Here is a 23,991-nt window from a genome sequence, read left to right as displayed (position 1 = left end):
GGACCGCGCTCAGTCGCGCCCGCCGTCGTCCAGCAGGCTGGCGCGCCTGCCGCGCTTGAGCCAAGCCGCGAGGTTGTGCGGGCGCAGCGTGTCGTACTCTTCGAACGGCTGGTGGATCCAGGGATTCGACTCGAGGAAGGTGACGTGATAGTCCGGCTCCACCTTGGAGCACGCCTTGTACCACAGCACCGCCGAGCGCACTTCGGTCACCGCCGGATAGCGTTCCTTGAGGTGGCGGCCCACGCGCTCGAGCGTGATGCCCGAGTCCACCAGGTCGTCGACCAGCAGGATCTTGCCGCTCAACTCGCCACGGGTCATGGTGATGTACTGCGCGATGTCGAGATCGCCCTGCTGCGTGCCGGCGGCCTCGCGGTAGCTGCTGGTGGCCAGGATGGCCAGCGGCACGTCGAAGATGCGCGACATCTGGTCGCCCACGCGCAGCCCGCCGCGTGCGAGGCACAGGATCTTGTCGAACTTCCAGCCCGACTCATGCACGTTCAGCGACAGGCGTGCGATCAGGCGATGGTATTCGTCCCAGGAGACCCACAGGTTCTCGTCATCGTTGGTAGGCAGGTTCATCGTTTTGCTCGTGATATCGTGCGGTCGGTTGACCGATATGGCTCGGCCCGCTTGCGCGGGCCGATTTATTTTCTGGCGGGCCGCGGCGCTCGTGGCGCGCGGCCCTGCGGGTAGTGCGCAGGCGCTCAGGCCTTGTACGGATGGCGCAGCAGGATGGTCTCGTCGCGATCGGGGCCGGTCGAGATCATGTCGATCGGAATGCCGACCACTTCTTCCACGCGCTTCAGGTAGACACGGGCCTGCTCGGGCAGTGCGTCCCACGTCTTCACGCCGAAGGTGGACTCGTTCCAGCCCGGGAATTCTTCGTAGACCGGCTCGCAGCGCGCCACGGCATCCGAGCCGCGCGGCAGGATGTCGACGGTGCTGCCGTCGAGCGTATAACCGACGCACAGCTTGATGCTTTCGAGGCCGTCGAGCACGTCCAGCTTGGTCATGCACAGGCCCGACACGCCGTTGATCTGCACCGAGCGCTTGAGGGCGGCCGCATCCAGCCAGCCGGTGCGGCGCGGACGGCCGGTGACCGAGCCGAACTCCTTGCCGACGTTGGCCAGGCGCACGCCCACCGGGTCCTGGCGCGACGGATTGTCGTTGTCGTACAGCTCGCTCGGGAACGGGCCGGCACCGACGCGGGTGCAATAGGCCTTGGTGATGCCGAGGATGTAGTTCAGGCGGCCCGGGCCCACGCCCGCGCCGGCCGCGGCGGCACCGGCCACGCAGTTGCTCGAGGTGACGAACGGATAGGTGCCGTGGTCGACGTCGAGCAGCGTGCCCTGCGCGCCTTCGAACATCAGGTTGCCGCCGGCGGCGTTGACCGCGTACAGCTCGGCCGAGACATCGGCGACCATCGGTGCCAGGCGCGGCGCGTAGGACAGCGCCTCATCGAGGGTCTGCTGGAAGTCGACGGCTTCGGCGCCCAGGTACTGGGTCAGCATGAAGTTGTGGAAGTCCAGGTTTTCGCGCAGGCGTTCGGCGAACTGCTGCGGGTCGAACAGGTCCTGCACGCGCAGCGCGCGGCGTGCCACCTTGTCTTCATAGGCCGGACCGATGCCGCGGCCGGTGGTGCCGATCTTGGCCGCGCCGCGGCGCGCTTCGCGCGCCTTGTCGATGGCGACGTGGTACGGCAGGATCAGCGTGGCCGCCTCGGAAATGCGCAGGCGGCTCTGCACCTGCAGCCCGGCACTTTCGAGTTCTTCGATTTCACGGAACAAAGCTTCGGGCGACAGCACCACACCGTTGCCGATGTAGCAGACCGTGCCGGCGCGCATGATGCCCGAGGGGATCAGCCGGAGAATGGTCTTCTTGCCGCCGATGATCAGCGTGTGGCCAGCGTTGTGGCCACCCTGGAACCGCACCACGCCCTTTGCATGGTCGGTAAGCCAATCGACGATTTTTCCTTTGCCTTCGTCACCCCACTGGGTGCCGATCACGACGACATTGCGTCCCTGGCCTACTGCGGATGCGGACATATTGCTTTGGTCAATAGGTTAAAAACGTATTCTACTCTTGTTGCCGGGCGATTCCGGGTTTTTGGACCGCCGCGGCGTCGATGCGTCAGCGCGGCACCACGGCCCAGCCGGCATCCTTGCGCACCAACTGCCGGTCGCAATTGAATTCATCGAGCTCATGCGTGTGGCCGGGCAGCGACTGGATCACGATCTCGCCCGCGGCGCGCAGCGCGGCGATCGCGGCACGAAGTGCCGGGTCCGCATCCCAGGGGGCGAAAATCGCCAGCGCACGCACCTCGACGGGTGACAGCGCCGCCACTTCACGCAGGTCCAGCGAGAAACCCGTGGCCGGACGCGCGCGGCCGAAGGCCTCGCCCACCTTGTCGTAGCGGCCGCCCCGAGCCACGTAGTTGGGCAGGCCCGCCACGTAGGCCGCGAACATCACGCCGCTGTGGTAGTGGTAGCCGCGCAGGTCCGACAGGTCGATATTGACGCTGGCGCCGCGCACCTGCACCGCCAGCGCCGCCAGTTCATCGAGCGCACGGCCGATGGCCGGGCTTGCCGGCAGCGTCGCGCGGGCGCGCTCGATCACCTCGACGCCGCCGTACAGCGTCGGCAGCGCCAGCAGCGCGTCGCGCTCGGTCTGCGGCATGCCCGCGGTCAGTTCGCGCAGGGCCGGCACGTCCTTGGTTTCCAGCGCGGCAAACAACGCGTCCTCGATCTTCCGGATCGACGGCAGGCCAGCCAGCAGCGCCTCCAGGATGCCGGCATGGCACAGGTCGATACGAATATCCGACAGGCCTGCCGCGGTCAGCGCGGCCAGCATCAGCTCCTGGATCTCGACGTCGGCTTCCAGGCCGGCATGGCCATAGATCTCGGCGCCGATCTGGATCGGCTCACGGGTGGCGTGGAACCCCGCCGGGCGCGCGTGCAGCACGTTGCCGGCGTAGCACAGCCGGGTCACGCCGGGACGGTTCAGCAAGTGGGCATCGATGCGCGCCACCTGCGGCGTGATATCGGCGCGCAGCCCCATGGTGCGGCCCGACAGCTGGTCGACCAGCTTGAGCGTGCGCAGGTCGAGGTCATGGCCGGTGCCGGTCAGCAGCGACTCGAGGTATTCCAGCATCGGCGGCATCACCAGCTCGTAGCCGTAGGTGCGGAACAGGTCCAGCATGCGGCGGCGCAGCTCTTCGATCTTGCGCGCTTCCGACGGCAGCACGTCGGCAATGTTTTCTGGCAGCAGCCAATGGTTGGACATGGTGAATCTCTTCTCAGTCATTCAGTTGCCTGCCGGCGCAGCGCCTGCAGGGACCGGGCCTGGCCCGGCAAAAAACCTGGGTGCGGGCACCGCGCGCCCGCGCCATCACTCCGCAGCGACGGCTCCAGCCGGACAAAACCCCGGCAAGCCGGGGTTTTGTCAGTTCGCCACACGGACAGGCGACGGTGCTAGCGCTTGCCTCCGCCATTGCCCGAAGCCGCGGCCGCGGCGCCGCCGCTGGAACGCATGTAGCGGAAGAACTCGGAATTGGGCTCGAGCACCAGCACGTCGCGCTTGTCGCGGAAGGTGTTGCGGTAGGCCTCCATGCTGCGCCAGAACTGCGCGAACTGGGGATCGCGGCCAAACGCCTCGCCATAGATCTGCGACGCCTTGGCATCGCCCTCGCCCTTGATCATCTGCGCATCGCGATAGGCCTGGGCCAGCACCACTTCGCGCTGGCGGTCGGCGTCGGCACGGATCTTCTCGCCCTCGGCGGCGCCGGTGGAGCGCAGCTCGTTGGCCACGCGCTTGCGCTCGGCCTCCATGCGGCGATACACCGATTCGCTGATGGCGGGCAGCAGGTCGACGCGCTTCAGGCGCACGTCGAGAATCTCGACGCCGACCGACTTGGCGTACTCGCTCATGCCGTTGCGGATGGACTGCATCACCTGCTCGCGCTCGCCCGCGACCACGTCGGCGACGGTGCGCTTGCCGAACTCCTCGCGCGCCACCGAGTCGATGCGCTGCGTCATGCGGTCCTGCGCGCCGCGCAGGTTGCCGCCGAAGGCGACGAAGAACTTGCGCGGATCGGTGATGCGCCATTTGACGAACCAGTCCACCACCATGCTCTTCTTCTCGGCGGTCAGGAAGCGCTCGTTGGCGGCCACGTCGATGGTCTGCAGGCGGCGGTCCATGAACACCACGTTCTGGAACGGCGGCGGCAGCTTGAAGTGCAGGCCCGGCTCGCGCACCACCTCCTTGATCTGGCCGAAGGCGAACACCACGGCGTACTGGCGCTGGTCGACCACGAACAGCATGGACGAGACCACGGCGAGCAGGATGAAAAAGCCGATCGCGAAGGAAATCAGTCGGTTCATGACGGTCTCCTCAGCGCGAGTCGCGGTCGCGGTTGCGCAGCGATTCGCGCGACCGGTTGTCCGTCGAGGCATCCGGCGCGGGCGCCGGCGTGCCCGCCGCGCCGGGCTGGCCCGGCTGCGGCGTGGCGCGGCCCTCGGCCTGCGCCATCAGCTTGTCCAGCGGCAGGTAGAGCAGGTTGTTGCCCTGGCGCGCGTCGACCAGCACCTTGGTCGAATTGGTGTAGATCTGCTGCATGGTCTCCAGATAGATACGGTCGCGCGTCACCTGCGGCGCCTTGGCATATTCGGCCTGCACCGAACGGAAGCGCGACGCATCGCCCTCGGCCTGCGCCACCACGCGGGCGCGATAGGCTTCGGATTCTTCCTTCAGGCGCGCCGCCGTACCCTTGGCGCGCGGGATGATGTCGTTGGCGTAGGCCTGGCCCTCGCTGATGGCGCGCTCGCGGTCCTGGCTGGCCTTGTTGACGTCGTCGAAGGCGGCCTGCACCTGCTCGGGCGGCTGCACGCTCTGCACGTTCACGGACAGCACGCGGATGCCGGTCTTGTACGCCGACAGGATGGCCTGGATCGACTTGGCCAGCTGCTGCGCGATCTGTTCGCGGTTTTCGTACAGCACCGCGTCCATCTTGTTGCGGCCGACGATCTCGCGCACCGAGGTTTCGGCCGCCTGCGTCACCAGCTCTTCATCGCCACCCCGGTCGGTCTTGTTGAAGAACAGGAATTCGCTGGCGTCCTGGATCACGTACTGCACGGTGAAGCGCACGTCGATGATGTTCTCGTCCTGCGTCAGCATCGACGAGTCTTTCAGGTTGCTGTCCTTGATCGAGGTGGAGCGGCCGACCTCGACCGAGCGCACCGCCGACAGGTTGACCACCTCGGCCGACTGGATCGGCCAGGGCATGCGCCAGTTGATGCCGGGACCGGCGGAGTACTTGAATTTACCGAACTGCAGGATCACCGCGGTCTGGCCTTCCTGCACCATGAAGAAGCCGCTGGCCAGCCAGATGCCCACCACCGCGGCCACGATCACGCCGGCGCCGACGCTCGAGCCCTTGCCCGGGGTGCGCGGGCCGCCGAAGCCCTGGTTGCCGTTGCCGCCGTTGTCCTTGCGGCCGAGCAGGCCGTTCAGGCGGCGGTTGAAGTCGCGCCACAGTTCGTCAAGGTCCGGCGGGCCGCCATCCTGCTGCGGACGCTGGTTTTGCTGGCGGTTGTCGTCGCGGCCGTCCTTCTTGTCATCGTCCTGCCCGTCCCGACCCCAGCGCGGATCGTTCAGCGAGAAGATGGCGCGCAGGCGCTGCCAGCCCGCGCGCAGCGCGAGGCGGCCGCCTGGTGTCAGGCTCGAATCAGCATTCCGGGGAAACTGGGGCATGAAGTGCACGGGTCCGGGGAAGTTTGTAACAGGGGGATTCTAGCAGTCATCGGCGCCACTTTTGGCCAATTCGCGCAATCCCCGCGGCAACCGCACCGGAATTGGGCAGAACCGGCGCCGAACCGGCACCATAGCGGCCTGGTGCGGCGGCTGGCCACCAGGGCCCTACAGCCGGCGCGCGTCCGCCGCATCGGCATCGTCGCCCTCGTCCGCCACGCCGCCGTCAACGCCATCGTGGTCGCCATCGCCGGCGTCATCGGACTGCGCCACCTCGTCCAGGCGCGGATCATAGGGTTGCGGCTCGGGCGGGCGGCTGGCCAGCCATTGCGCCACCTCGACCACGGCCTCGCGCAGCGCGTCCAGGCCCAGGCCCTCGCGCGCGCTCAGGAACACGCGGGTGGGGATGCCGTCCGCGTCGCGCTCGATACGCGGGCCGCCGCCCAGCAGTTCGGGCGCGGCGTCGATCTTGTTCATCACCACGATCTGCGGGATGTCGAGCGCATTGATTTCGGCCAGCACCCGGTTGACCTGCTCGATCTGCTCGTGGCGCACCGGGCTCGAGGCGTCCACCACATGCAGCAGCAGGTCGGCATGCACGGTCTCGTCCAGCGTGGCACGGAACGCCGCCACCAGCTGCGTCGGCAGGTCGCGGATAAAGCCGACCGTGTCCGACAGCACCACGTTGCCCAGGCCATCCAGGAACAGCCGGCGCGAAGTGGTGTCGAGCGTGGCGAAGAGCTGGTTGGCCGCATACGCGCCGGCCTTGGTCAGCGCGTTGAACAGCGTCGACTTGCCGGCGTTGGTATAGCCGACCAGCGAGATGCTGAGGGTGTCGTTGCGCGCGCGCGCGCGCCGCTGCGTGCTGTGCTGGCGCTGCAGCCGCGACAGATCGGACTTGAGCCGCTTGGCGCGCTCGTCCAGCATGCGGCGGTCCAGTTCCAGCTGGCGCTCGCCGGGGCCGCCGCGCATGCCGATACCGCCCTTCTGCCGCTCCAGGTGGCTCCACGCGCGAACCAGCCGCGACGCGCGGTACTGCACCTGCGCCAGCTCCACCTGCACCTTGCCCACGTGGCTCTGCGCGCGCTGTCCGAAGATGTCGAGGATCAGGCCGGTGCGGTCGATCACGTGGCGTTGCAGGAAGCGCTCCAGGTTGCGCTGCTGCGCCGGGCTCAGCGCGTGGTTGAAGACCACCACGTCGGCGTCCAGCGCATCGGCTGCCTCCTTCAGCTCCTCGGCCTTGCCCGAGCCGATGAACAAGGCCGGGTCCGGCCGCGCGCGGCGGCCCGTCAGCGTATGCACCGGCAGCGAGCCGGCGGTGGTGGTCAGCAGCGCCAGTTCGCTGAGGCTTTCCTGGAAATCATGCTTGCCGAAGTCGACGCCGACGAGGATGGCGCGCGAAGGGGCGGTATTGGAGGTGGCTCTGGGGTCCAAGGGCGGGCGCGAATGCGCAGGGAAATTCGGGTTCAGGGGAAGGGATGGCGGATCTCGGACACTGTCCTGGCCCCTGCCGGGACAGGCCGCCGCATGATGCGGAACGTGGCGGCGGGCGCATTGGCAACCGCGGGGCCTCGCGACACCGGGTGCGGCGGCACGCGGGCGCGGGGCTTCGTGGCGGCGCCGCCTGGCGCCGCCACGATGCCCTGGGGCAGATCGGTCAGATCAGGCCTCGGCGGAATCATCCACGCGGAAATTGACCGCGCGTGCCGGCACGACGGTGGAAATCGCATGCTTGTAGACCATCTGGGTCACGGTGTTGCGCAGCAGGACGACATACTGGTCGAACGATTCGATATTGCCTTGCAGCTTGATGCCATTGACGAGATAGATGGAAACCGGCACGTGCTCTTTGCGCAGCGCGTTCAGGAACGGGTCTTGTAGCAGTTGCCCTTTGTTGCTCATGGCACACTCCAAATTTATAGGTTTAGTGGTGAATGATGGGGATGGAAATCCCCGGTTCAAGTCAGGCGGCGCAAAAACGCGCCAGAAAAAAGATCAAAACGGTACCAAGTTGGCGTCAATGCACAGGGAACCCCCTGCTACCGTGAATTTAGCCGCAGTTCCAAACGAACGCAAACGAAAACTGGCCCGCCACGGATCCGATTCCGGACTCACTCCTTCGAGTCCGCGTACGGATTTTTGTTCGTGCGAAATTCAATGCGCAGGGGCGTGCCCTTGAGCTTGAAGGCCGCACGGAAACGGTTTTCCAGGTAGCGCCGGTAGGTCTCGGCCACGCCCGACAGCGCATTGCCGTGAATCACGATGATGGGCGGATTCGAGCCGCCCTGGTGCGCATAGCGCAGCTTGGGCCGCGATGCACCGACGCGCTTGGGCTGCTGGAATTCCACCGCTTCCTGCAGTACGCGCGTGAGCTGCGGAGTCGGTAGCTTGACCATCGCCGCGGCATACGCATCGTCGACCGAGCGCATCAGCGCGCCGATGCCGGTGCGTTCGCGCGCCGACACAAAGTGGACATTGGCAAAGCTGAGGAATTGCAGCTTGCGCTCGAGGTCGTGCTTGATGCGGTCGCGCGTATGGCCGTCCAGGCCGTCCCACTTGTTGACGCCCACCACCAGCGCGCGACCGGACTCGACGATAAAGCCGGCAATATGCGCATCCTGATCGGAAATATCCTGCTGCGCGTCGAGCAGCAGGATCACCACGTTGGCGTCCGCGATCGACTGCAGCGTCTTGACCACCGAGAATTTCTCGATCGCCTCGAACACCTTGCCGCGCCGGCGCAGGCCGGCGGTATCGATCAGCGTATAGGGCTTGCCGCCACGCTCGAACTCCACGTAGATGGCGTCGCGGGTGGTGCCGGGCATGTCGAAGGCGATCACGCGCTCTTCGCCGATCAGCGTGTTGACCAGCGTGGATTTGCCCACATTGGGACGCCCGACGATGGCGATCTTGACACCCTTGCCCTCGTCCGAGGCTTCCTCGGCCAGCTCGGGGCGCTCCTGCACTGCCAGCTCGATGGCTTCATCGACCAGCTCGCGCACGCCGTCACCATGGGCGGCGGAGATCGCGTACGGATCGCCCATGCCCAGCTCATAGAAATCGGCCGCCACCGAGGTGTACTTCATGCCCTCGGCCTTGTTGACCGCCAGCATGATGCGCCGGCCGGTCTTGCGCAGGTAGTCGGCGATGGCGCGGTCCTGCGGCGCCAGGCCCAGGCGGCCGTCGACGATAAAGATCACCACGTCGGCCTCGACCACCGCCTGCTTGGTCTGCTTGGCCATCTCGGCGACGATGCCTTCCTTGACCACGGGTTCGAAGCCGCCGGTATCGATGGCGATGAACGGACGTTCGCCGATGCGCCCTTCGCCGTAATGGCGGTCGCGCGTCAGGCCCGGCAGGTCGGCGACGAGCGCGTCGCGCGAGCGGGTCATGCGGTTGAATAGCGTCGACTTGCCCACATTGGGGCGGCCGACAAGTGCGATAACTGGTTTCATGCCATAAACGGAAACGGGGGCCGGCAACTGCCGCCCCCCGGTAACTCCGGAGTCAAGGGTTCCAACGGCAGCCCGCGCCACCTGGGCGCGGGCTGCCGCTTGTCCTGTCGGGCGCGGCGCGGGTCACCGACCCGCTGCAACTGCCGCGCCAAGGATCATGCTACCGGATTCGGCGCCGGCCGTACCGACAGGTGTACGGCAGCGCGCATAGGGTCCTGTCAGCCAGGCTGGAAACCGTAGACGTCGCCGTCGCGCGTCTGGATCACCAGGGTCTGCCCCGCCACCACGGGCGCGGCGGTGATGGCGCTGCCATCGGTCTTCATGCGTGCCACCACCTGGCCGTCTTCGCGCGACAGGAAGTGGACATAGCCTTCGAAGTCGCCCATCACCACCGAGCGGCCCAGCGCCAGCGGCGCGCCCAGGCGGCGGTTACGCAGGTCGATGTTCTTCCAGCGCTCGCTGCCGTTCTGGCGGTCGAAGGCATGCACCACGGATTGCTCGTCGCTGGCGTAAAGCGCATTGTCATCCTGCGCGGGGCCCGCCGGCGAAGAGAAATCCTTGCCCCACTGCGGCTGGCCGCTGGCCAGCTCCAGGCAGGCGACGCGGCCCTGGAAGGTGGTGGCGCAGACCTGGCGACCGCTGACCATGGGCAGGCCGGTGACGTCGTTCAGGCGCTCGATCTCCGACACGCCCTTGGGGTACGAAATCGCGCTTTCCCAGCGCAGCACGCCGTTGCCCGGCGTCAGCACGCCGAGCTTGCCACCGGGGAAGCCCATCACGATGCCGTCGCCGGCGAACACCATGCCCATCGCCGCGCGCAGGTTCAGCGGGGTCTGCGAACGCTGGTAGATCCAGCGGCGCTCGCCGGTCTCGGCATCCAGGCCGAACACCCGGGTATCGGTGGTGCGCACCACCACCAGGCCGTTGCCGACCAGCGGCGCGGACAGGACCTCGCCATTGACCTGCTTCTTCCAGATCTGCTTGCCGCTGGCGTCGAAGGCATAGACCGCGCCCTTCTCGCCCGCGACCGCGGTGACCGAGCCGTCGCTGCCCGGCCCGGAGGTCAGGTCCACGTCAGTCTTGGCCTTCCACAGCACGCGGCCGCTGGCGCCTTCGAGCGCCATCACGTTGCCGTTGTTGGACGACACGTAGACATTGTTGCCCGCCGCGGCCGGCTGCATCGAATAGGCGCCGCTCTTGCCGACATCGGCCTTCCAGGCCTGGCGCACCGCCAGCGTGGCCGAAACCGGCTTGAGTTCGGCGGGCGGGTGCTTGTTTTCCTTGCTGAACAGCGCGCAGCCGCCCAGCGTGGCCAGGCAGGCAGCCGCCACCAGCGCACGCGAAACGGTGCGGGCGGGCTGGCGATGTACGGCACGGGAAAGCACTGACGTCATAACTTTACGGTCCTGTTGTTCGATCCGCGGATCAACGTATGGCAACGGTATGGCAATGGTTCAGGCGGCAGCCGGATCAGGCCGCGCCCAGCGCATCGAGCTTGAACTGGATGATCTGGCGCATCGCCGGCTCGGCCTGGCCCAGCTTGTCCAGCGCCTTGCGATAGGCGGTGCGGGCATCGTCGCGCTTGTCCTGCGCGGCGAGCAGGTCGCCACGGCGGTCCGCGTACAGCGCGACGAACGCAGCCGGCGGCTCGTCCTTGAGCAGCGCCAGGCCCTGGTCATAGGCCTTCTCGTCGAGCAGCACCCCGGCCAGGCGCACGCGCGCCAGGTGCGAATACTCTTCGTCGCCGTGGTCGATGGCCCATTGCAACTGGCTCTTGGCGGCAGTCAGGTCGCCCGCATCGTACAGCACGCGGCCGGCGACGAGTGCGCTCATCTGGCCGTAGGCGGTACGGCCGTACTTGCCTTCCAGGTCGGTCGCGGCGCGCTTGATGCGCTCGGCATCGCGGGCCTCGGCGGCCTTCAGCACCTGCTCGTACAGCACCGCGGCTTCGCCGGCCTGCTTGCGCTCCCAGTACTTCCAGCCGTTCCAGCCGGCAAAGGCCAGCAGCGCGATGATCAGCGCCCAGGTCAGCGCATTGCCATACTGGCGCCACCAGGCCTTCAGATTCTCAAGCTGTTCCTGTTCTTCTAGATCGTAAGCCATGTCGAGGCAATCACCTGCGTTGGTTGGATACTCGTGGTGTGAGGCTGCGGCGCGAGGTTATTCGCTGGCGCCGACCATGGCGTCGATCAGGTAATCGACCAGACCCTCGGCCGGCACGGTGGCCTGTTGCCCACCGCCTTCGGCCTGCTCGCGCTGGCGAAGTTCCTTGACCTGGACCACGCCGGCGGCCACTTCGTGGTCGCCAATGATAACGGCATAGGCCGCGCCGCTTGCGTCGGCGCGCTTCATCTGCGACTTGAAGCTGCCGCCCTTGCCGTCCGGGCTGGCGTGCAGCACCACGTCGACGCCGGCGTCACGCAGGCGCTCGGCCGCGACCATCGCCTGCTGCGCGGCGGCTTCGCCCTGGTGCACGAAATAAACGTCGCAACCGACCGCATCGGGCACCACGCCCTCTTCGCGGATCAGCTCGATGATGCGCTCGATGCCCATGGCCCAGCCGCAAGCCGGCGCCGGCTTGCCGCCCATCTGCGCGATCAGCGGGTCATAGCGGCCGCCGCCGGCGATGGTGCCCTGCGCGCCCAGCTTGTCGGTGATCCACTCGAACACCGTCAGGTTGTAGTAATCGAGGCCGCGCACCAGGCGCGGGTTGATCTTGAACGGGATGTTGTTGGCCTTCAGCAGGCGCTGCACGCCCTCGAAGTGCGCCAGCGATGCTTCGCCCAGGAAGTCGATCAGCTTGGGCGCGTTGGCCGCCATCTCCTGCAGCGCCGGGTTCTTGGTGTCGAGCACGCGCAGCGGGTTGGTGTACAGGCGGCGCTTGCTGTCGTCGTCGAGGATGTCCTGGAAGCCTTCCAGGTACTTGATCAGCTGTTCGCGGTGCGCCGCGCGCTCGTCGGCCTGCCCCAGCGAATTGATTTCGAGGCGCACGCCGGTCAGGCCCAGGTCGTCCCACAGGCGCTGGCACATCAGGATGATCTCGGCATCCACGTCCGGCCCGGCAAAACCCAGCGCCTCGGCGCCGAGCTGGTGGAACTGGCGATAGCGGCCGCGCTGCGGACGCTCGTGGCGGAACATCGGGCCGGTGTACCACAGGCGCTTCGGGCCGTCGTACAGCAGGTTGTGCTCGATGGTGGCGCGCACGGCCGCCGCGGTGCCCTCGGGGCGCAGCGTCAGCTGCTCGCCGTTGAGGGAATCGGTGAAGGAGTACATCTCCTTCTCGACGATGTCGGTGACCTCGCCGATGCCGCGCACGAACAGCTGGGTGTGCTCGACGATGGGCGTGCGGATCTGCTGGTAGCCGTAGGCACGCAGCATCGCGCGCGCGGCATTCTCGAAATGCTCCCACAGCGGCGCGTCGGCCGGCAGCATGTCGTTCATGCCCTTCACGCCCTGCAGGGCCTTGGCGGGGCGTGCCTTCGGTTCGTTCTTGGCGGCGCCGGCGGCGGCCATGGTCTCGGTTTGCGTCATTCTGTTCTAGTCAGGCTGCTGGTCCCGGCCGGTCCGGCTCAGGCTGCCACTTCTTTGCCGGCCCGCGCAGCGCCCGGGCCGTAATGCGTGCGAACGTATTCATCTACGATCGCCTGGAATTCTTCCGCGATGCGCTCGCCGCGCAGCGTCTTCACCTTGACGCCGTCGACGAACACCGGCGCGGCCGGGGATTCGCCCGAGCCCGGCAGCGAAATGCCGATATTGGCGTGCTTGCTTTCGCCCGGGCCGTTGACGATGCAGCCCATCACGGCCACGTCCATTTCCTCGACGCCCGGGTAGGCGGTCTTCCATTGCGGCATCTGCTCGCGCAGGTAGGCCTGGATGCTGGCCGCCAGCTCCTGGAACACCGTGCTGGTGGTGCGGCCGCAGCCGGGGCAGGCAATCACCATCGGGGTGAAATTGCGCAGGCCCATGGTCTGCAGGATTTCCTGACCGACGTACACCTCTTTCTCGCGCGGCGCGCCCGGTTCTGGCGTCAGCGAGATGCGGATGGTGTCGCCGATGCCTTCCTGCAGCAGCACCGACAGCGCCGCGGTGGAAGCCACGATGCCCTTGCTGCCCATGCCGGCCTCGGTCAGGCCGAGGTGCAGCGCGTAGTCGCAGCGGCGCGCCAGCTCGCGGTAGACCGCGACCAGCTCCTGCACCTGCGACACCTTGCACGACAGGATGATCTGGCTGCCCGGCAGGCCGATCTCCTCGGCCTTCCTGGCCGAATCGATCGCCGAGGTGATCAGCGCCTCGATCATCACGCTCTGCGCCGGCCACGGCTCGGCGCGCCCGGCGTTCTCGTCCATGATGCGTGCCAGCAGGTCCTGGTCCAGGCTGCCCCAGTTCACGCCGATGCGCACGGGCTTGTTGTAGCGGCACGCCATCTCGATCATCTGCGCGAACTGGGTATCGCGCTTGGCGCCCTGGCCGACGTTGCCCGGGTTGATGCGGTACTTGGACAGCGCCTCGGCGCAGGCCGGATAATCCTGCAGCAGCTTGTGGCCGTTGTAGTGGAAATCTCCCACCAGCGGCACGTCGACACCCATCCGGTCGAGCTGCTCGCGGATCGACGGCACGGCGGCCGCGGCCTCGGGCGTGTTCACCGTGATGCGCACGATCTCTGAACCCGCGCGCGCCAGCTCCTTGACCTGGATCGCGGTGCCAATGGCGTCGACCGTGTCGGTATTGGTCATCGACTGCACCCGCACCGGCGCATCGCCACCGATGGTCACCACATTGTCGCCCCACGCGACCCGCGCCTGGCGGGTCTGGCGGCGCGGCAGCGGGCCCGGCAGGACCGGGAGACAGAGCTGTTGGTTCATAGCGTTACCACCTTGCAAAGACGCACCTTGCCGCACCTCGCACCCGCGTCAGGGCAGCGTCAGGCGCGCCACGTTGTTGCGGTTGGCTGCCTTCAGGTCGACCGGCGTGCCGCCGCGCGTGAACGCTTCGACGCCCTTGACGTTGCCGATCACCACCTTGTACGGGGCCGTGCCGCCACCAGCCATGGTCTGGCCGGCCCTGGCGGTGCCGCCCATGACGACCTTGCCGCTATTGTCGCGGATTTCAAACCAGGTATCGGCGGCAAAGCGGATCTGCAGTTCACCCTCGCCGACCGCCGCGGCGGATGCCGCCGGGGCTGCCGGTGCCGATGCGGCCGGCGCCGCGGTGGCTGCCGCCGCTGCCGGGGCTGCCACCGTCGCCGAAGCGGCTGCGGCGCTGGCCGGAACGGTTTCGGCGGACGGTGCCGGCGAGTCGCTGGCTGCCATCACCGGCGGCAGCGCCGCGGTCACGATACCGGCTTCCGTGCTCGCGTTGTCCGCGGCCGGTGCCTCGGCCGCCACCGTTTCGGCGGCGCTGCTGCGCGCATCGATCCACGCGCGGATATGATCGAGCCCGAACCAGATGCCCGCGGCCACCACCACCGCCACCAGCGCCAGCCAGACCCAGCGGCCGCCATTGCCGCCGGAGCGGAAGCGGTTGCGGTCGTCGAAGGCGGCGTTGATGCCGCCTTCGCGCTGGCGGGCGATTTCCGCCACCTGCGCCACCGCGCGCGGCTGGAAACGCGCCAGCAGCGGGTCGATATCGACATGGAGCATGCGGGCATAGGCGCGCATCACGCCCTTGGCGAAGGTCACGTCGGGCAGCGCCTTCAGGTCGGCCGCCTCGATCGCGCGCAGCTTGCTGGCCGCCACCTTGAGCCGTGCGCTGACGTCCTCGACGGACATCCGCTGCGCCTCGCGCTCGCGCGCCAGCGCCGCGCCGATCTCGCGCGCCGCGGCTTCACGTTCTCCTTCATGCGCGCCTCCGCCGACTGCTTGCGTCGGTACGGCCTGGCCTGCGGCGCGGTCGTGCTCACTCATCCCATGCTCCTTGTTCGTAGGCGGCCACCTCGCGCGAGTCGGGGAAGCGGCTGCGCAGCTGCGCCCCCAGCGCATCCTGCGTGCGGCCGTCGCCCTGTCGGTGGGCAATGCGCGCTCCCAGCCAGAGGGATTGCGCAGTGACAAATTGGCTGTTGTTGACGCGCTGGACGTACTGGCGCGCCTGGACGTAATCGCCGCGCCGGTAGAACACCAGCGCCAGGTTGGTGTTCGCCACCGGGTTGTTGCGGTCGTAGCCCAGCGCGGCCTTCAGGTTCTTCTCCGCCTCGGCGCTGTGGCCCTGGCGCAGTTCGCACGCGCCCAGGCTGATCAGCGGCTTGACCGCGCCACCGGCCGACGGCGCGGACACGGCGCGCTGCAGCATGGGCACGGCCTCGCCGTAGCGCCCCTGCTGGCACAGGAACCAGCCGTAGTTGTTAAGCAGGTCGCCGTCATTGGCGCGCATCGACGCCGCGGTGCGGAAGCTGTCCTCGGCCAGCGTCGGTTCATTCATGCTCATGTAGATCAGCGCCCGCACATGGTAGGCGTCGGCCATCGACGGATCGATGGCGATGGCCTGCTTGATCTCGTCAAGCGCGACCGCGGTCTGGCCGGCCTCGAGGTAATTGGTGGCCAGTTGCAGCCGGATGCCGGCCCGGCGCCTGGCCTCGGTCTGGTCGGAAGCGGTCTGGAGATCCTGCGCCGGCGCATGCGGCAGCTGGCACCCGGACAACATCAGCAGCCCCAGCAGGGCCGCAGCGATCAGACGGATCATGCAGGGCGCGCCTCCCGCGGCTGGCCGCTGGCAGTGACCGGCACCAGCGGCGTGATCTTGCCGAACTTGCCGCGTTCGGCAAGGCGGGTGCGGTCCTTCACTTCCCCGGCCAGCTGGCCGCAGGCGGCGTCGATGTCGTCGCCACGGGTCTTGCGGATGGTGGTGACAATGCCCGCGTCCATCAGCACCTGGGCGAAACGGCGGATCTGCTCGTTGTTGGAGCGCTTCAGGCCCGATTCCGGGAAGGGGTTGAACGGGATCAGGTTGAACTTGCACGGCACGTCGGCGACAAGCTTCAGCAGCTCCCGCGCATGCTCGACGCCGTCGTTGACGCCATCCAGCATGCAGTATTCGAAAGTAATGAAATCGCGCGGCGCGAACTCCAGGTAGCGGCGGCATGCCGCCATCAGTTCGGCCAGCGGGTACTTCTTGTTCAGCGGCACCAGCACGTCGCGCAGGGCGTCGTTGGACGCATGCAGCGACACGGCCAGGGCGACCGGCAAATCTTTGGACAAGCGGTCCATCATAGGCACCACGCCCGAGGTGGACAGCGTCACGCGGCGGCGCGACAGGCCGTAGGCGTTGTCGTCGAGCATCAGCCGCATGGCCGGCACGACCGCGTCGTAGTTCAGCAGCGGCTCGCCCATGCCCATCATCACCACGTTGGAGATGACGCGGTCATCCTTGGGGCCGCGGCCCAGTTGCTCGCGCATGGCGAACTCGGCCATCCACAGCTGTCCGATGATCTCACCGGTGCTGAGGTTGCGCGAAAAGCCCTGCTTGCCGGTGGAACAGAACCGGCAGTTGACGGCGCATCCCGCCTGCGAGGAAACGCACAGCGTGCCACGCGTTTCCTCGGGGATGTACACCGTCTCCACCGCGTTGCCCTCGCCCACGTCGAGCAGCCACTTGCGCGTGCCGTCGGCCGACAGGTTGTCGGTGATGGCGGCCGGCGCGCGGATCTCGGCGCGGGTCGCGAGCTTTTCGCGCAGCGACTTGGCGAGATCCGACATGGCGTCGAAGCGGCTGGCACCGTAGTGGTGGATCCAGCGTTGCAGTTGCCGCGCACGGAACGGCTTCTCGCCGAGCTCGCCGCAATAGGCGGTGAGCGCGTCCGCGTCGAGGTCGAGCAGGTTGACGAGATCGTTCATGACGGCAAACTCGGCTTGGTGTCGGTCAGCAGCCGATCAGCGGCTGTAGACGTTCATGCCCGGGAAGAAGAATGCCACTTCCACGGCAGCGGTTTCAGCGGCGTCCGAGCCGTGCACGGCGTTGGCGTCGATGCTGTCGGCGAAGTCGGCGCGGATGGTGCCCTTCTCGGCCTTCTTCGGGTCGGTGGCGCCCATCAGGTCGCGGTTCTTGGCAATGGCGTTTTCGCCTTCCAGCGCCTGGATCATGACCGGGCCCGACACCATGAAGTCGACCAGGTCCTTGAAGAACGGACGCTCCTTGTGGACAGCGTAGAACTGCTCGGCTTCGCCGCGCGACAGGTGCACCATCTTGGCAGCAACGATCTTCAGGCCGGCGGCCTCGAAACGGGCGTAGATCTGGCCAATCACGTTCTTGGCCACGGCATCCGGCTTGATAATCGACAGGGTGCGTTCGATCGCCATGAAAAACTCCGAAAAATGAAGGGGTTACAAATGGATTAAACGTGCAATTCTAGCACGAAGACTATGACCGTTTCGAGGGTCTTGCAGACCTCCGGACGGGCCCGCCCGCCCCTCGCGCACATGCCTTCAGGGAGTTGCACAAACTGCACATTACAACCTTGTCATCCCTGGAACGCAGCGCCGCCGCTAACATCCAATGTGAGCGGCGTCGAACGGACGTGAGTCAGCGGCAGGTGACGATTGAATTACCGCGCCCTTGCAATCCGGCCTGCCCGATGCCACATTGACGATGGTTCCGTCCGGCTTCCATACGAGTCTTCGCATTTGAGGTCTCGCAACGCCGGCGCCTCACCGTTTTGAGACAGGAGTCACCATGGATAACAAGCTGAACACCTACGGTTTCGGCAACAGTGCGTCGACCGTCACTGACGTCGTCGTTCGCAACCGGGTCTTGCGCAACACTTACTGGCTGCTGGCGCTCTCGATGATCCCCACCGTGCTCGGTGCGTGGATCGGCGTGGCCACCGGCTTCAGCTTCATGGCGGGCAGCCCCGGCCTGTCGCTGATACTGTTCCTGGCGATCGCGTTCGGGTTCTTCTTTGCCATCGAGAAGACCAAGAACAGCAGCATGGGCGTGGTCCTGCTGCTGGCCTTTACCTTCTTCATGGGCCTGATGCTGTCGCGACTGATCAGCGTCACCTTGTCGTTCTCGAACGGCCCGGCATTGATCATGTACGCCTTTGGCGGCACCGCGGCCGTGTTCGGCGCGATGGCATCGATCGCCACCGTCAGCAAGCGTGATTTCTCCGGCCTGGGCAAGTTCCTGTTCGTCGGCGTGATCCTGCTGATCCTGGCCAGCGTGGCCAACATCTGGCTGCAGCTGCCGGCGCTGATGATCACGGTGTCGGTGATCGCGATCGGCATCTTCTCGGCCTACATCCTGTTCGACGTGCAGCGCGTGGTGAACGGCGGCGAGACCAACTACATTACCGCCACGCTGGCGATCTACCTGGACGTGTACAACGTGTTCGCCAACCTGCTGGCTCTGCTGGGCATCTTCGGCGGCAACCGCGAATGACGGCAGTCGCCGCGGCATGAAAAGAGCCGGCCAGTTGGCCGGCTTTTCTTTTGGTCGCTGCGATCAGTCGCGGTCGAACACCGCGATCGATTCCACGTGCGACGTATGCGGGAACATGTTGACCACGCCGGCGCCGCTCAGGCGGTAGCCCGCCTCGTGCACCAGCAGGCCGGCGTCGCGCGCCAGCGTGGCGGGGCTGCACGACACATAGACAATGCGCCGCGGCAGCAAGTCGCTGCCCTGCTGCGCCAGCTCGCCGAGCGCCTTGCATACCGCCAGCGCGCCTTCGCGCGGCGGATCGACCAGCCAGCGGTCGAAGCGGCCCAGCGCGGCAATGTCTTCCGCGGAGACCTCGAACAGGTTGCGGCACGCGAACTCGGTCTTGGCGGCGAGTCCGTTGTATTCCGCATTGGCGAGCGCGCGCGTGGTCAGCGCCTCGCTGCCTTCGATGCCCATCACCGACTTGCCCTGCGTCGCCAGCGGCAGCGTGAAGTTGCCGATGCCGCAGAACAGGTCGAGCAGGCGGTCCTGCGGCTGGGCATCGAGCAGGCGCAGCGCGCGGCCGATCAGCACGCGGTTGATCTGGTGGTTCACCTGGGTGAAGTCGGTCGGCTTGAACGGCATGCGGATGCCGAACTCGGGCAGCGTGTAGGCCAGCTCGGCGTCGGCCGGGTAGAACGGATAGACCGTATCGGGGCCCTTCGGCTGCAGCCAGAACTGCACTTTGTGCGCATCGGCGAAGGCGCGCAGCAGGTCCTTGTCGGCTTCCGTCAGGGGTTCCAGGATGCGCAACACCAGCGCGGTCACTTCCTGGCCCACGGCCAGCTCGATCTGCGGCATGCGCTCGCGGATCGACAGCCCCATCACCAGCTCGCGCAGCGGCACCAGCATCGCTGACACATGCGGCGGCAGGATCTCGCAGCGCGTCATGTCGGCGACGTAGCTGCTCTTGCGCTCATGGAAGCCGACCAGCACCCCGCCCTTCTTGGCCACATGGCGCACCGTCAGCCGCGCGCGGTAGCGATAGCCCCAGTCCGGCCCCGCGATCGGGCGGAACACCACGTCGGGCTTCACCTTGGACAAGTGCCACAGGTTGTCTTCCAGCACGCGCTGCTTGATGGCGAGCTGCGCGCGCGAATCCAGATGCTGCATCGAGCACCCGCCGCAGACGCCAAAGTGCTGGCAGCCCGGCTCGACGCGCATCACCGAGGCTTGTCGCACTTCGCCCAGGTGAGCCTGCTCGTAGCTGGGCTTGCGGCGATAGCTGCGGTAGCTGACGGTCTCGCCGGGCAGCGCGCCCTCGACGAAGATCACCTTGCCGGGTGTGCCATCCTCGTTGACCAGCCGGCCGACGCCGCGCGCTTCCATGTCGAGGCTGTCGATCGTCACCACGGGGTCGTCCGCGGGCGTACCGCCCTGGGCGGCACCACGGCCACGGGAATTCTTTGCGACGGGGGCAGCACCTTCGACGGCCGCAGCAGCCGGCACAGCCGGCGTTTCTTGTGGGGAGGACACGGCTTGGGACACCAGATAAAACCTGACGTATTGTTTTACGAAAGCGCGATTGTATGCCAGACCGGGCCGGCTCCGTTGGCGTACGTCCGGGCCAACGACGGAGAGCAGGCATGGAACTGATTTCGTGGAACATCCAGTGGGGGCGCGGGGCCGACGGGCGCGTCGACCTGGCGCGGCAGGTACAGACGCTGCGCGCCATGGCCGATGCCGACGTGCTGTGCCTGCAGGAGGTGACGCGCGGCTTTGGCGAACTGCGCGGCGAGCCCGGCGCCGACCAGGTGTCCGAGCTGACCGCTCTGCTGCCCGGCTATCACCTGCTCTATGCGCCGGCGGTCGAGCGGCGTGGCCGCACCGGCGAGCTCAAGCAGTTCGGCAACCTGATCGCCACCCGGCTGCCGGTGCGCGAAGTGTTCCGCCACGCATTGCCCTGGCCGGCGGATCCGGAGGTGGCATCGATGCCGCGGGTGGCGCTGGAAGCCACGGTCGAGGCCGGCAGCGCGCGGCTGCGCGTGATCTGCACCCACCTGGAATATTATTCGGCGACCCAGCGCACGGCGCAGGCCGAAGCCCTGCGCGACTGGCATGCCGAGGCTTGCGCTCACGCCCGCCGCCCCGGCCGCAGCGAGCAGTGGCCGGGCCCGTTCACGCCGGAGCCGCGGCCCGCCGAAGCCATCCTGTGCGGCGACTTCAACAGCAAACCCGACGATATCGCCTATCGGCGCATGCTGGAACCGTTCGACGACGGCACTCTGCCCTGGCGCGACGCCTGGCTGCATGCGCACCCCGGCCAGCCGCATGCCCCTACCTGCGCGCTGCACGACAAGGAACAATGGCCCGAGCCGCCCTTTGCCTGCGACTTCATGCTGGTGACCGAGCCGCTCGTTGCCCGCATCCGGCGCTGCGAGGTCAACGCCGACACCGATGCCTCGGACCACCAGCCGATCCTGCTGTCGCTGGACCTCTAGGCCGGTCTAGGCCGGTCCAGGCCGGGCTAGCGGCTGCCGTCGTCAGTCTTCGAGGTCTTCGGCTTCGGGCGTCAGGCGCTGCAGGCGGAAGGCCTGCAGGTATTCCATCCACTGTTCGCCCGGCAGCTCGGCCAGCGATTCCTGGACGAATTCCATCTCGAGGTCGAACTCGCGCGGCGACAGCCCGCCGCGCATCAGCTGGAAGCGGCAGTACATCAGGTAGGTATTGACGACATCGGTCTCGCAGTAAGCGCGGATCTCGTCGAGCTGCCCGGCCTGGAAGGCCTGCCACACCTTGCTGCCGTCCATCCCCATCTTGCCGGGAAAGCCGCACAGCTTGGCGAGGTCATCGAGCGGGGCGCTGGCGCGCGGCTGGTACATCGCCAGCAGGTCCATCAGGTCCAGGTGCCGCATGTGGTAGCGGCTGATGTAGTTGTTCCACTTGAAGTCGCGGCTGTCCTCGTCGCGGCCCTCGCCCATCTCCCAGTAGCGCGGCGCGGTGATGCCGTTGACCAGGCCGCGGTAGTGCAGCACCGGCAGGTCGAAGCCGCCGCCATTCCACGACACCAGCTGCGGGCTGTAGCGCGCGATCAGTTCATAGAACTTCTGGATCAGCGTGGCCTCGCCGTCCTGCGGCGTGCCGAGCGAGCCGACATGGAACACGGCCGAGCCATCGCGGTGCGTGCGCCGCAGCACGCAGGAAATCGCGGCGACACGCTGCAGGTAGTGCGGGAGGAAATCGCTGCCGGTCTTTTCCCGGCGGGCGGAGAACGCATGCTCGGCGACTTCGGCGTCGCTCATCGCATCGGGATGGTCATGCAAACGGCGCAGGCCGGCGACATCGGGAATGGTCTCGATGTCGAATACCAGCACAGGGGTCATAGAACGGCGTCCTTCCTGACACCTTGCGAAGCGAAATGCCGCTTGAGCTTGACCAGCGCCTCCTGCTGGATCTGCCGCACGCGCTCGCGCGTCAGGCCCATCTCCTCGGCAAGCTCTTCCAGCGTGGCGGGCTCGATGTGGTTGAGGCCGAAGCGGCGCTCGACCACGTAGCGATGCTTTTCCGACAGGCGCGCCAGCCAGAGCTTCATCAGCCCTTCCAGCTCGCGGTGCGCCACCTCCTGGTCGGGGGCGGCGTTGTGCTCGTCGGAGAGGAAATCCAGGAGGCTCGAGCCGGGATCGAGATCGAACGGCGTATCGAGCGAGGTGGTGTGTTCGTTGAGGGCCAGGACGTCCTGCACTTCGTCCGGCGTCTTGCCCAGCAGGTGGGCGATGTCTTCCAGGCTGGCGTCGCGCCCGTCGGTGCCGCCCTTCTCCAGATGGCGCTTGGCGCGCAGCACCTGGTTGAGTTCGCGGATCACGTGGACCGGCAGGCGGACCGTGCGGGCCTGGTTCATGATGGCGCGCTCGATGCTCTGGCGGATCCACCACGTTGCGTAGGTCGAAAAGCGGAAACCGCGCGACGGATCGAACTTCTCGATCGCGTGCATCAGGCCCAGGTTGCCCTCCTCGATCAGGTCGAGCAGCGGCACGCCGCGATTGAGATAGCCCTTGGCGATGCTGACCACCAGCCGCAGGTTGCGCTCGATCATGACCTGGCGCGCGGCAAAGTCGCCATCCTTGGCCAGCGTGGAGAAATGCAGTTCTTCCGGCGCCGACAGCAGCGGCTTGATGCTGATGCGGTTCAGGTAGTGCTGGACGGTGTCGGCGGCCAGCTCGGTATGCAGCACCGTGCGGAAATCGTCATGCTCGGCGGCGGCGCTTTCGGTGCCGTTTTCCGCGCCGTCTTCGTCCTCGTCTTCCGACTCGTCCTCGTCGTCGTCGCGCAGATGGCGCTCGTTGCGATCATTGTCGTCGCCGAGCAGGTCGGCCTCGCGCAGGCCCACCGAAGCGGAGGTGGCGATGGGCTCGTCGGTCACGGGAAGCATCTCGGCGGCGAGATCGGGCTCGAAGCCCTCTGCATCGGCGTGTTCGTCGGGATGCGCCACACCAGCCTTCACTTCCGGCTGCTTGGGACGGCGAGCCCTGCTGACGGTTCCGGAGGAGACGGTTTTCTGGCGTGGCATGAACCCTCACTGTGGCGGCAGGTACCGCATCGGATCAACCGGTTTTCCGTTCTTGCGAACTTCGAAGTGAAGCTTCACCCGGTCGGTATCACTGTTGCCCATCTCTGCAATCTTCTGGCCTTTTCGGACCGTGGATTGCTCAGCGACGAGCACCTTGTCGTTGTGCCCGTAAGCGGTAAGAAATGTCTCGTTGTGTTTGATGATGACAAGATTCCCGTAGCCGCGCAAGGGGCCTACGTGAATCACCCGACCGTCATCCGCGGCCAGCACCGAATCGCCCTTCTTGCCCGCAATATCGATGCCTTTATTGCCCTTGTCGTCGAATTTGCCGACCATCTGGCCGGTCGCCGGCCAGCTCAGCTTCATCGAGCCATCGGCCATCGGCGCCGATGCCGGCGCGGTCGCGGCGGGCGCTGCCGCCGGCGCCGAAGCCGCGGCCGCAGGCGTGGCCGGCGGCGGCACCGGCGTGCCGTTCGGACGGGCCTGGTCGATCGGCTGGGCCTGCACCGTGCCCGGCGCCACCGGCATGGTGGCCACGCCAGGCGCAGTGTTGACGTCGGCACCCGGCGGCACGATGCGCAGCAGCTGGCCGACCTCGATCTGGTTCACGTTGGTCAGGTTGTTCCACGCCGCCACATCGCGATACGACTGGCCGTTCTCCAGCGCGATACGGTAAAGGGTATCGCCTCGCTTGACCCGATAGTACCCGGGCGGCGCCGGTTCCAGCGTCGCCGCGGCGGTACCGGAGGTGGAGGTACGGTCCACGACCGGCGCCGGCATCGGCGAATTGGCGCAGGCGGCCAGCAGGGCCGCGAGCGAGGTCGCCGCAAAAAGTTGTCCGGCGCGTGCGAAATTTTGCGATTTCACGATGTTGTGCAT

General features: G+C 67.0%; 22 protein-coding genes. 2 read left to right on the top strand and 20 right to left on the bottom strand.

Features of this window, described 5'->3' with window-relative positions:
- Positions 1–9: 9 nt before the first annotated feature.
- The 16 genes from AC3FMM_RS06520 to ndk all read right to left on the bottom strand — a co-directional run bounded on the left by AC3FMM_RS06520 (position 10) and on the right by ndk (position 17,488).
- On the bottom strand, positions 10–579 hold the full coding sequence (locus AC3FMM_RS06520) for a phosphoribosyltransferase (RefSeq protein WP_115709988.1): 570 nt from the start codon (positions 577–579) through the stop codon (positions 10–12).
- A gap of 125 nt (positions 580–704) precedes the next feature.
- Positions 705–2,045, bottom strand: coding sequence for an adenylosuccinate synthase (locus AC3FMM_RS06515; protein WP_488686309.1), 1,341 nt, complete (start codon positions 2,043–2,045; stop codon positions 705–707).
- An 85-nt stretch (positions 2,046–2,130) separates the two neighbouring features.
- Positions 2,131–3,282, bottom strand: coding sequence for an ATP phosphoribosyltransferase regulatory subunit (locus tag AC3FMM_RS06510; protein ID WP_116309329.1), 1,152 nt, complete (start codon positions 3,280–3,282; stop codon positions 2,131–2,133).
- Between the two features lie 188 nt (positions 3,283–3,470).
- Positions 3,471–4,379, bottom strand: coding sequence for a protease modulator HflC (hflC, locus tag AC3FMM_RS06505; RefSeq protein WP_115709992.1), 909 nt, complete (start codon positions 4,377–4,379; stop codon positions 3,471–3,473).
- A gap of 10 nt (positions 4,380–4,389) precedes the next feature.
- Entirely contained in the window at positions 4,390–5,748 is a 1,359-nt protein-coding gene (hflK, locus tag AC3FMM_RS06500; protein ID WP_115711680.1) for an FtsH protease activity modulator HflK, read from the bottom strand.
- Between the two features lie 165 nt (positions 5,749–5,913).
- The gene (hflX, locus tag AC3FMM_RS06495; protein ID WP_488686308.1) at positions 5,914–7,179 is read right to left on the bottom strand and encodes a GTPase HflX; all 1,266 of its coding nucleotides are present in this window, start codon (positions 7,177–7,179) and stop codon (positions 5,914–5,916) included.
- A 228-nt stretch (positions 7,180–7,407) separates the two neighbouring features.
- Positions 7,408–7,647 (bottom strand): RNA chaperone Hfq, encoded by a 240-nt coding sequence (gene hfq / locus AC3FMM_RS06490; protein WP_012353158.1) that lies wholly within the window; start codon positions 7,645–7,647, stop codon positions 7,408–7,410.
- 209 nt (positions 7,648–7,856) lie between these two features.
- On the bottom strand, positions 7,857–9,200 hold the full coding sequence (der, locus tag AC3FMM_RS06485; protein WP_116312741.1) for a ribosome biogenesis GTPase Der: 1,344 nt from the start codon (positions 9,198–9,200) through the stop codon (positions 7,857–7,859).
- A gap of 218 nt (positions 9,201–9,418) precedes the next feature.
- Positions 9,419–10,594 carry an outer membrane protein assembly factor BamB gene (bamB, locus tag AC3FMM_RS06480; RefSeq protein WP_115709997.1) on the bottom strand — a complete coding sequence of 392 codons (1,176 nt, stop codon included), beginning with the start codon at positions 10,592–10,594 and terminating at the stop codon, positions 9,419–9,421.
- Between the two features lie 76 nt (positions 10,595–10,670).
- Positions 10,671–11,303 carry a YfgM family protein gene (locus AC3FMM_RS06475; RefSeq protein ID WP_115680528.1) on the bottom strand — a complete coding sequence of 211 codons (633 nt, stop codon included), beginning with the start codon at positions 11,301–11,303 and terminating at the stop codon, positions 10,671–10,673.
- 57 nt (positions 11,304–11,360) lie between these two features.
- On the bottom strand, positions 11,361–12,731 hold the full coding sequence (hisS, locus tag AC3FMM_RS06470; protein WP_488686307.1) for a histidine--tRNA ligase: 1,371 nt from the start codon (positions 12,729–12,731) through the stop codon (positions 11,361–11,363).
- Positions 12,732–12,769: 38 nt separating this feature from the next.
- Complete coding sequence (gene ispG / locus AC3FMM_RS06465; protein WP_018007774.1) at positions 12,770–14,062, bottom strand: flavodoxin-dependent (E)-4-hydroxy-3-methylbut-2-enyl-diphosphate synthase; 1,293 nt, start codon at positions 14,060–14,062, stop codon at positions 12,770–12,772.
- A 48-nt stretch (positions 14,063–14,110) separates the two neighbouring features.
- Positions 14,111–15,103, bottom strand: coding sequence for a RodZ domain-containing protein (locus tag AC3FMM_RS06460; RefSeq protein WP_115710001.1), 993 nt, complete (start codon positions 15,101–15,103; stop codon positions 14,111–14,113).
- On the bottom strand, positions 15,096–15,875 hold the full coding sequence (pilW, locus tag AC3FMM_RS06455) for a type IV pilus biogenesis/stability protein PilW (protein WP_116312742.1): 780 nt from the start codon (positions 15,873–15,875) through the stop codon (positions 15,096–15,098). Before pilW ends, AC3FMM_RS06460 begins: the two co-directional genes overlap by 8 nt.
- Entirely contained in the window at positions 15,872–17,026 is a 1,155-nt protein-coding gene (gene rlmN, locus AC3FMM_RS06450) for a dual-specificity RNA methyltransferase RlmN (RefSeq protein ID WP_115710005.1), read from the bottom strand. The genes pilW and rlmN overlap by 4 nt, the downstream gene beginning before the upstream one ends.
- Before the next feature lie 36 nt (positions 17,027–17,062).
- The gene (gene ndk, locus AC3FMM_RS06445; protein WP_012353167.1) at positions 17,063–17,488 is read right to left on the bottom strand and encodes a nucleoside-diphosphate kinase; all 426 of its coding nucleotides are present in this window, start codon (positions 17,486–17,488) and stop codon (positions 17,063–17,065) included.
- A gap of 373 nt (positions 17,489–17,861) precedes the next feature.
- On the opposite strand from ndk, the gene AC3FMM_RS06440 reads away from it, so the two are divergent.
- Complete coding sequence (locus AC3FMM_RS06440) at positions 17,862–18,566, top strand: Bax inhibitor-1/YccA family protein (protein WP_012353168.1); 705 nt, start codon at positions 17,862–17,864, stop codon at positions 18,564–18,566.
- A gap of 63 nt (positions 18,567–18,629) precedes the next feature.
- On the opposite strand, the gene rlmD is transcribed toward AC3FMM_RS06440, so the two are convergent.
- Complete coding sequence (gene rlmD, locus AC3FMM_RS06435) at positions 18,630–19,958, bottom strand: 23S rRNA (uracil(1939)-C(5))-methyltransferase RlmD (RefSeq protein ID WP_115710007.1); 1,329 nt, start codon at positions 19,956–19,958, stop codon at positions 18,630–18,632.
- Positions 19,959–20,191: 233 nt separating this feature from the next.
- Between rlmD and AC3FMM_RS06430 the strand changes: the two genes are divergently transcribed.
- On the top strand, positions 20,192–21,046 hold the full coding sequence (locus AC3FMM_RS06430) for an endonuclease/exonuclease/phosphatase family protein (RefSeq protein WP_326346962.1): 855 nt from the start codon (positions 20,192–20,194) through the stop codon (positions 21,044–21,046).
- 42 nt (positions 21,047–21,088) lie between these two features.
- On the opposite strand, the gene AC3FMM_RS06425 is transcribed toward AC3FMM_RS06430, so the two are convergent.
- From AC3FMM_RS06425 to AC3FMM_RS06415, 3 genes are read right to left on the bottom strand one after another with little or no spacing between them, the layout of a single operon-like run.
- Positions 21,089–21,928: a 3'-5' exonuclease gene (locus tag AC3FMM_RS06425; RefSeq protein ID WP_018007781.1), complete on the bottom strand. Its 840-nt coding sequence runs from the start codon at positions 21,926–21,928 to the stop codon at positions 21,089–21,091.
- Positions 21,925–23,112, bottom strand: coding sequence for an RNA polymerase sigma factor RpoS (gene rpoS / locus AC3FMM_RS06420; RefSeq protein WP_115680535.1), 1,188 nt, complete (start codon positions 23,110–23,112; stop codon positions 21,925–21,927). The genes AC3FMM_RS06425 and rpoS overlap by 4 nt, the downstream gene beginning before the upstream one ends.
- 6 nt (positions 23,113–23,118) lie before the next feature.
- Positions 23,119–23,991 (bottom strand): peptidoglycan DD-metalloendopeptidase family protein, encoded by an 873-nt coding sequence (locus AC3FMM_RS06415; RefSeq protein ID WP_488686306.1) that lies wholly within the window; start codon positions 23,989–23,991, stop codon positions 23,119–23,121.

It is taken from the genome of Cupriavidus sp. 207A1 (genome assembly GCF_057798955.1).
The sequence above is the reverse complement of the archived record's forward strand: the minus strand, read 5'-3'. Positions and strand labels throughout refer to the sequence as shown.

Excerpts from the sequence above, each read along its gene's own strand:
- AC3FMM_RS06520 (WP_115709988.1), bottom strand. The coding sequence starts at position 579 with ATGAACCTGCCTACCAACGATGACGAGAACCTGTGGGTCTCCTGGGAC.
- AC3FMM_RS06515 (WP_488686309.1), bottom strand. The coding sequence starts at position 2,045 with ATGTCCGCATCCGCAGTAGGCCAGGGACGCAATGTCGTCGTGATCGGC.
- AC3FMM_RS06510 (WP_116309329.1), bottom strand. The coding sequence starts at position 3,282 with ATGTCCAACCATTGGCTGCTGCCAGAAAACATTGCCGACGTGCTGCCG.
- hflC (WP_115709992.1), bottom strand. The coding sequence starts at position 4,379 with ATGAACCGACTGATTTCCTTCGCGATCGGCTTTTTCATCCTGCTCGCC.
- hflK (WP_115711680.1), bottom strand. The coding sequence starts at position 5,748 with ATGCCCCAGTTTCCCCGGAATGCTGATTCGAGCCTGACACCAGGCGGC.
- hfq (WP_012353158.1), bottom strand. The coding sequence starts at position 7,647 with ATGAGCAACAAAGGGCAACTGCTACAAGACCCGTTCCTGAACGCGCTG.
- der (WP_116312741.1), bottom strand. The coding sequence starts at position 9,200 with ATGAAACCAGTTATCGCACTTGTCGGCCGCCCCAATGTGGGCAAGTCG.
- bamB (WP_115709997.1), bottom strand. The coding sequence starts at position 10,594 with ATGACGTCAGTGCTTTCCCGTGCCGTACATCGCCAGCCCGCCCGCACC.
- AC3FMM_RS06475 (WP_115680528.1), bottom strand. The coding sequence starts at position 11,303 with ATGGCTTACGATCTAGAAGAACAGGAACAGCTTGAGAATCTGAAGGCC.
- hisS (WP_488686307.1), bottom strand. The coding sequence starts at position 12,731 with ATGACGCAAACCGAGACCATGGCCGCCGCCGGCGCCGCCAAGAACGAA.
- ispG (WP_018007774.1), bottom strand. The coding sequence starts at position 14,062 with ATGAACCAACAGCTCTGTCTCCCGGTCCTGCCGGGCCCGCTGCCGCGC.
- AC3FMM_RS06460 (WP_115710001.1), bottom strand. The coding sequence starts at position 15,103 with ATGAGTGAGCACGACCGCGCCGCAGGCCAGGCCGTACCGACGCAAGCA.
- pilW (WP_116312742.1), bottom strand. The coding sequence starts at position 15,875 with ATGATCCGTCTGATCGCTGCGGCCCTGCTGGGGCTGCTGATGTTGTCC.
- rlmN (WP_115710005.1), bottom strand. The coding sequence starts at position 17,026 with ATGAACGATCTCGTCAACCTGCTCGACCTCGACGCGGACGCGCTCACC.
- ndk (WP_012353167.1), bottom strand. The coding sequence starts at position 17,488 with ATGGCGATCGAACGCACCCTGTCGATTATCAAGCCGGATGCCGTGGCC.
- AC3FMM_RS06440 (WP_012353168.1), top strand. The coding sequence starts at position 17,862 with ATGGATAACAAGCTGAACACCTACGGTTTCGGCAACAGTGCGTCGACC.
- AC3FMM_RS06430 (WP_326346962.1), top strand. The coding sequence starts at position 20,192 with ATGGAACTGATTTCGTGGAACATCCAGTGGGGGCGCGGGGCCGACGGG.
- AC3FMM_RS06425 (WP_018007781.1), bottom strand. The coding sequence starts at position 21,928 with ATGACCCCTGTGCTGGTATTCGACATCGAGACCATTCCCGATGTCGCC.
- rpoS (WP_115680535.1), bottom strand. The coding sequence starts at position 23,112 with ATGCCACGCCAGAAAACCGTCTCCTCCGGAACCGTCAGCAGGGCTCGC.
- AC3FMM_RS06415 (WP_488686306.1), bottom strand. The coding sequence starts at position 23,991 with ATGCACAACATCGTGAAATCGCAAAATTTCGCACGCGCCGGACAACTT.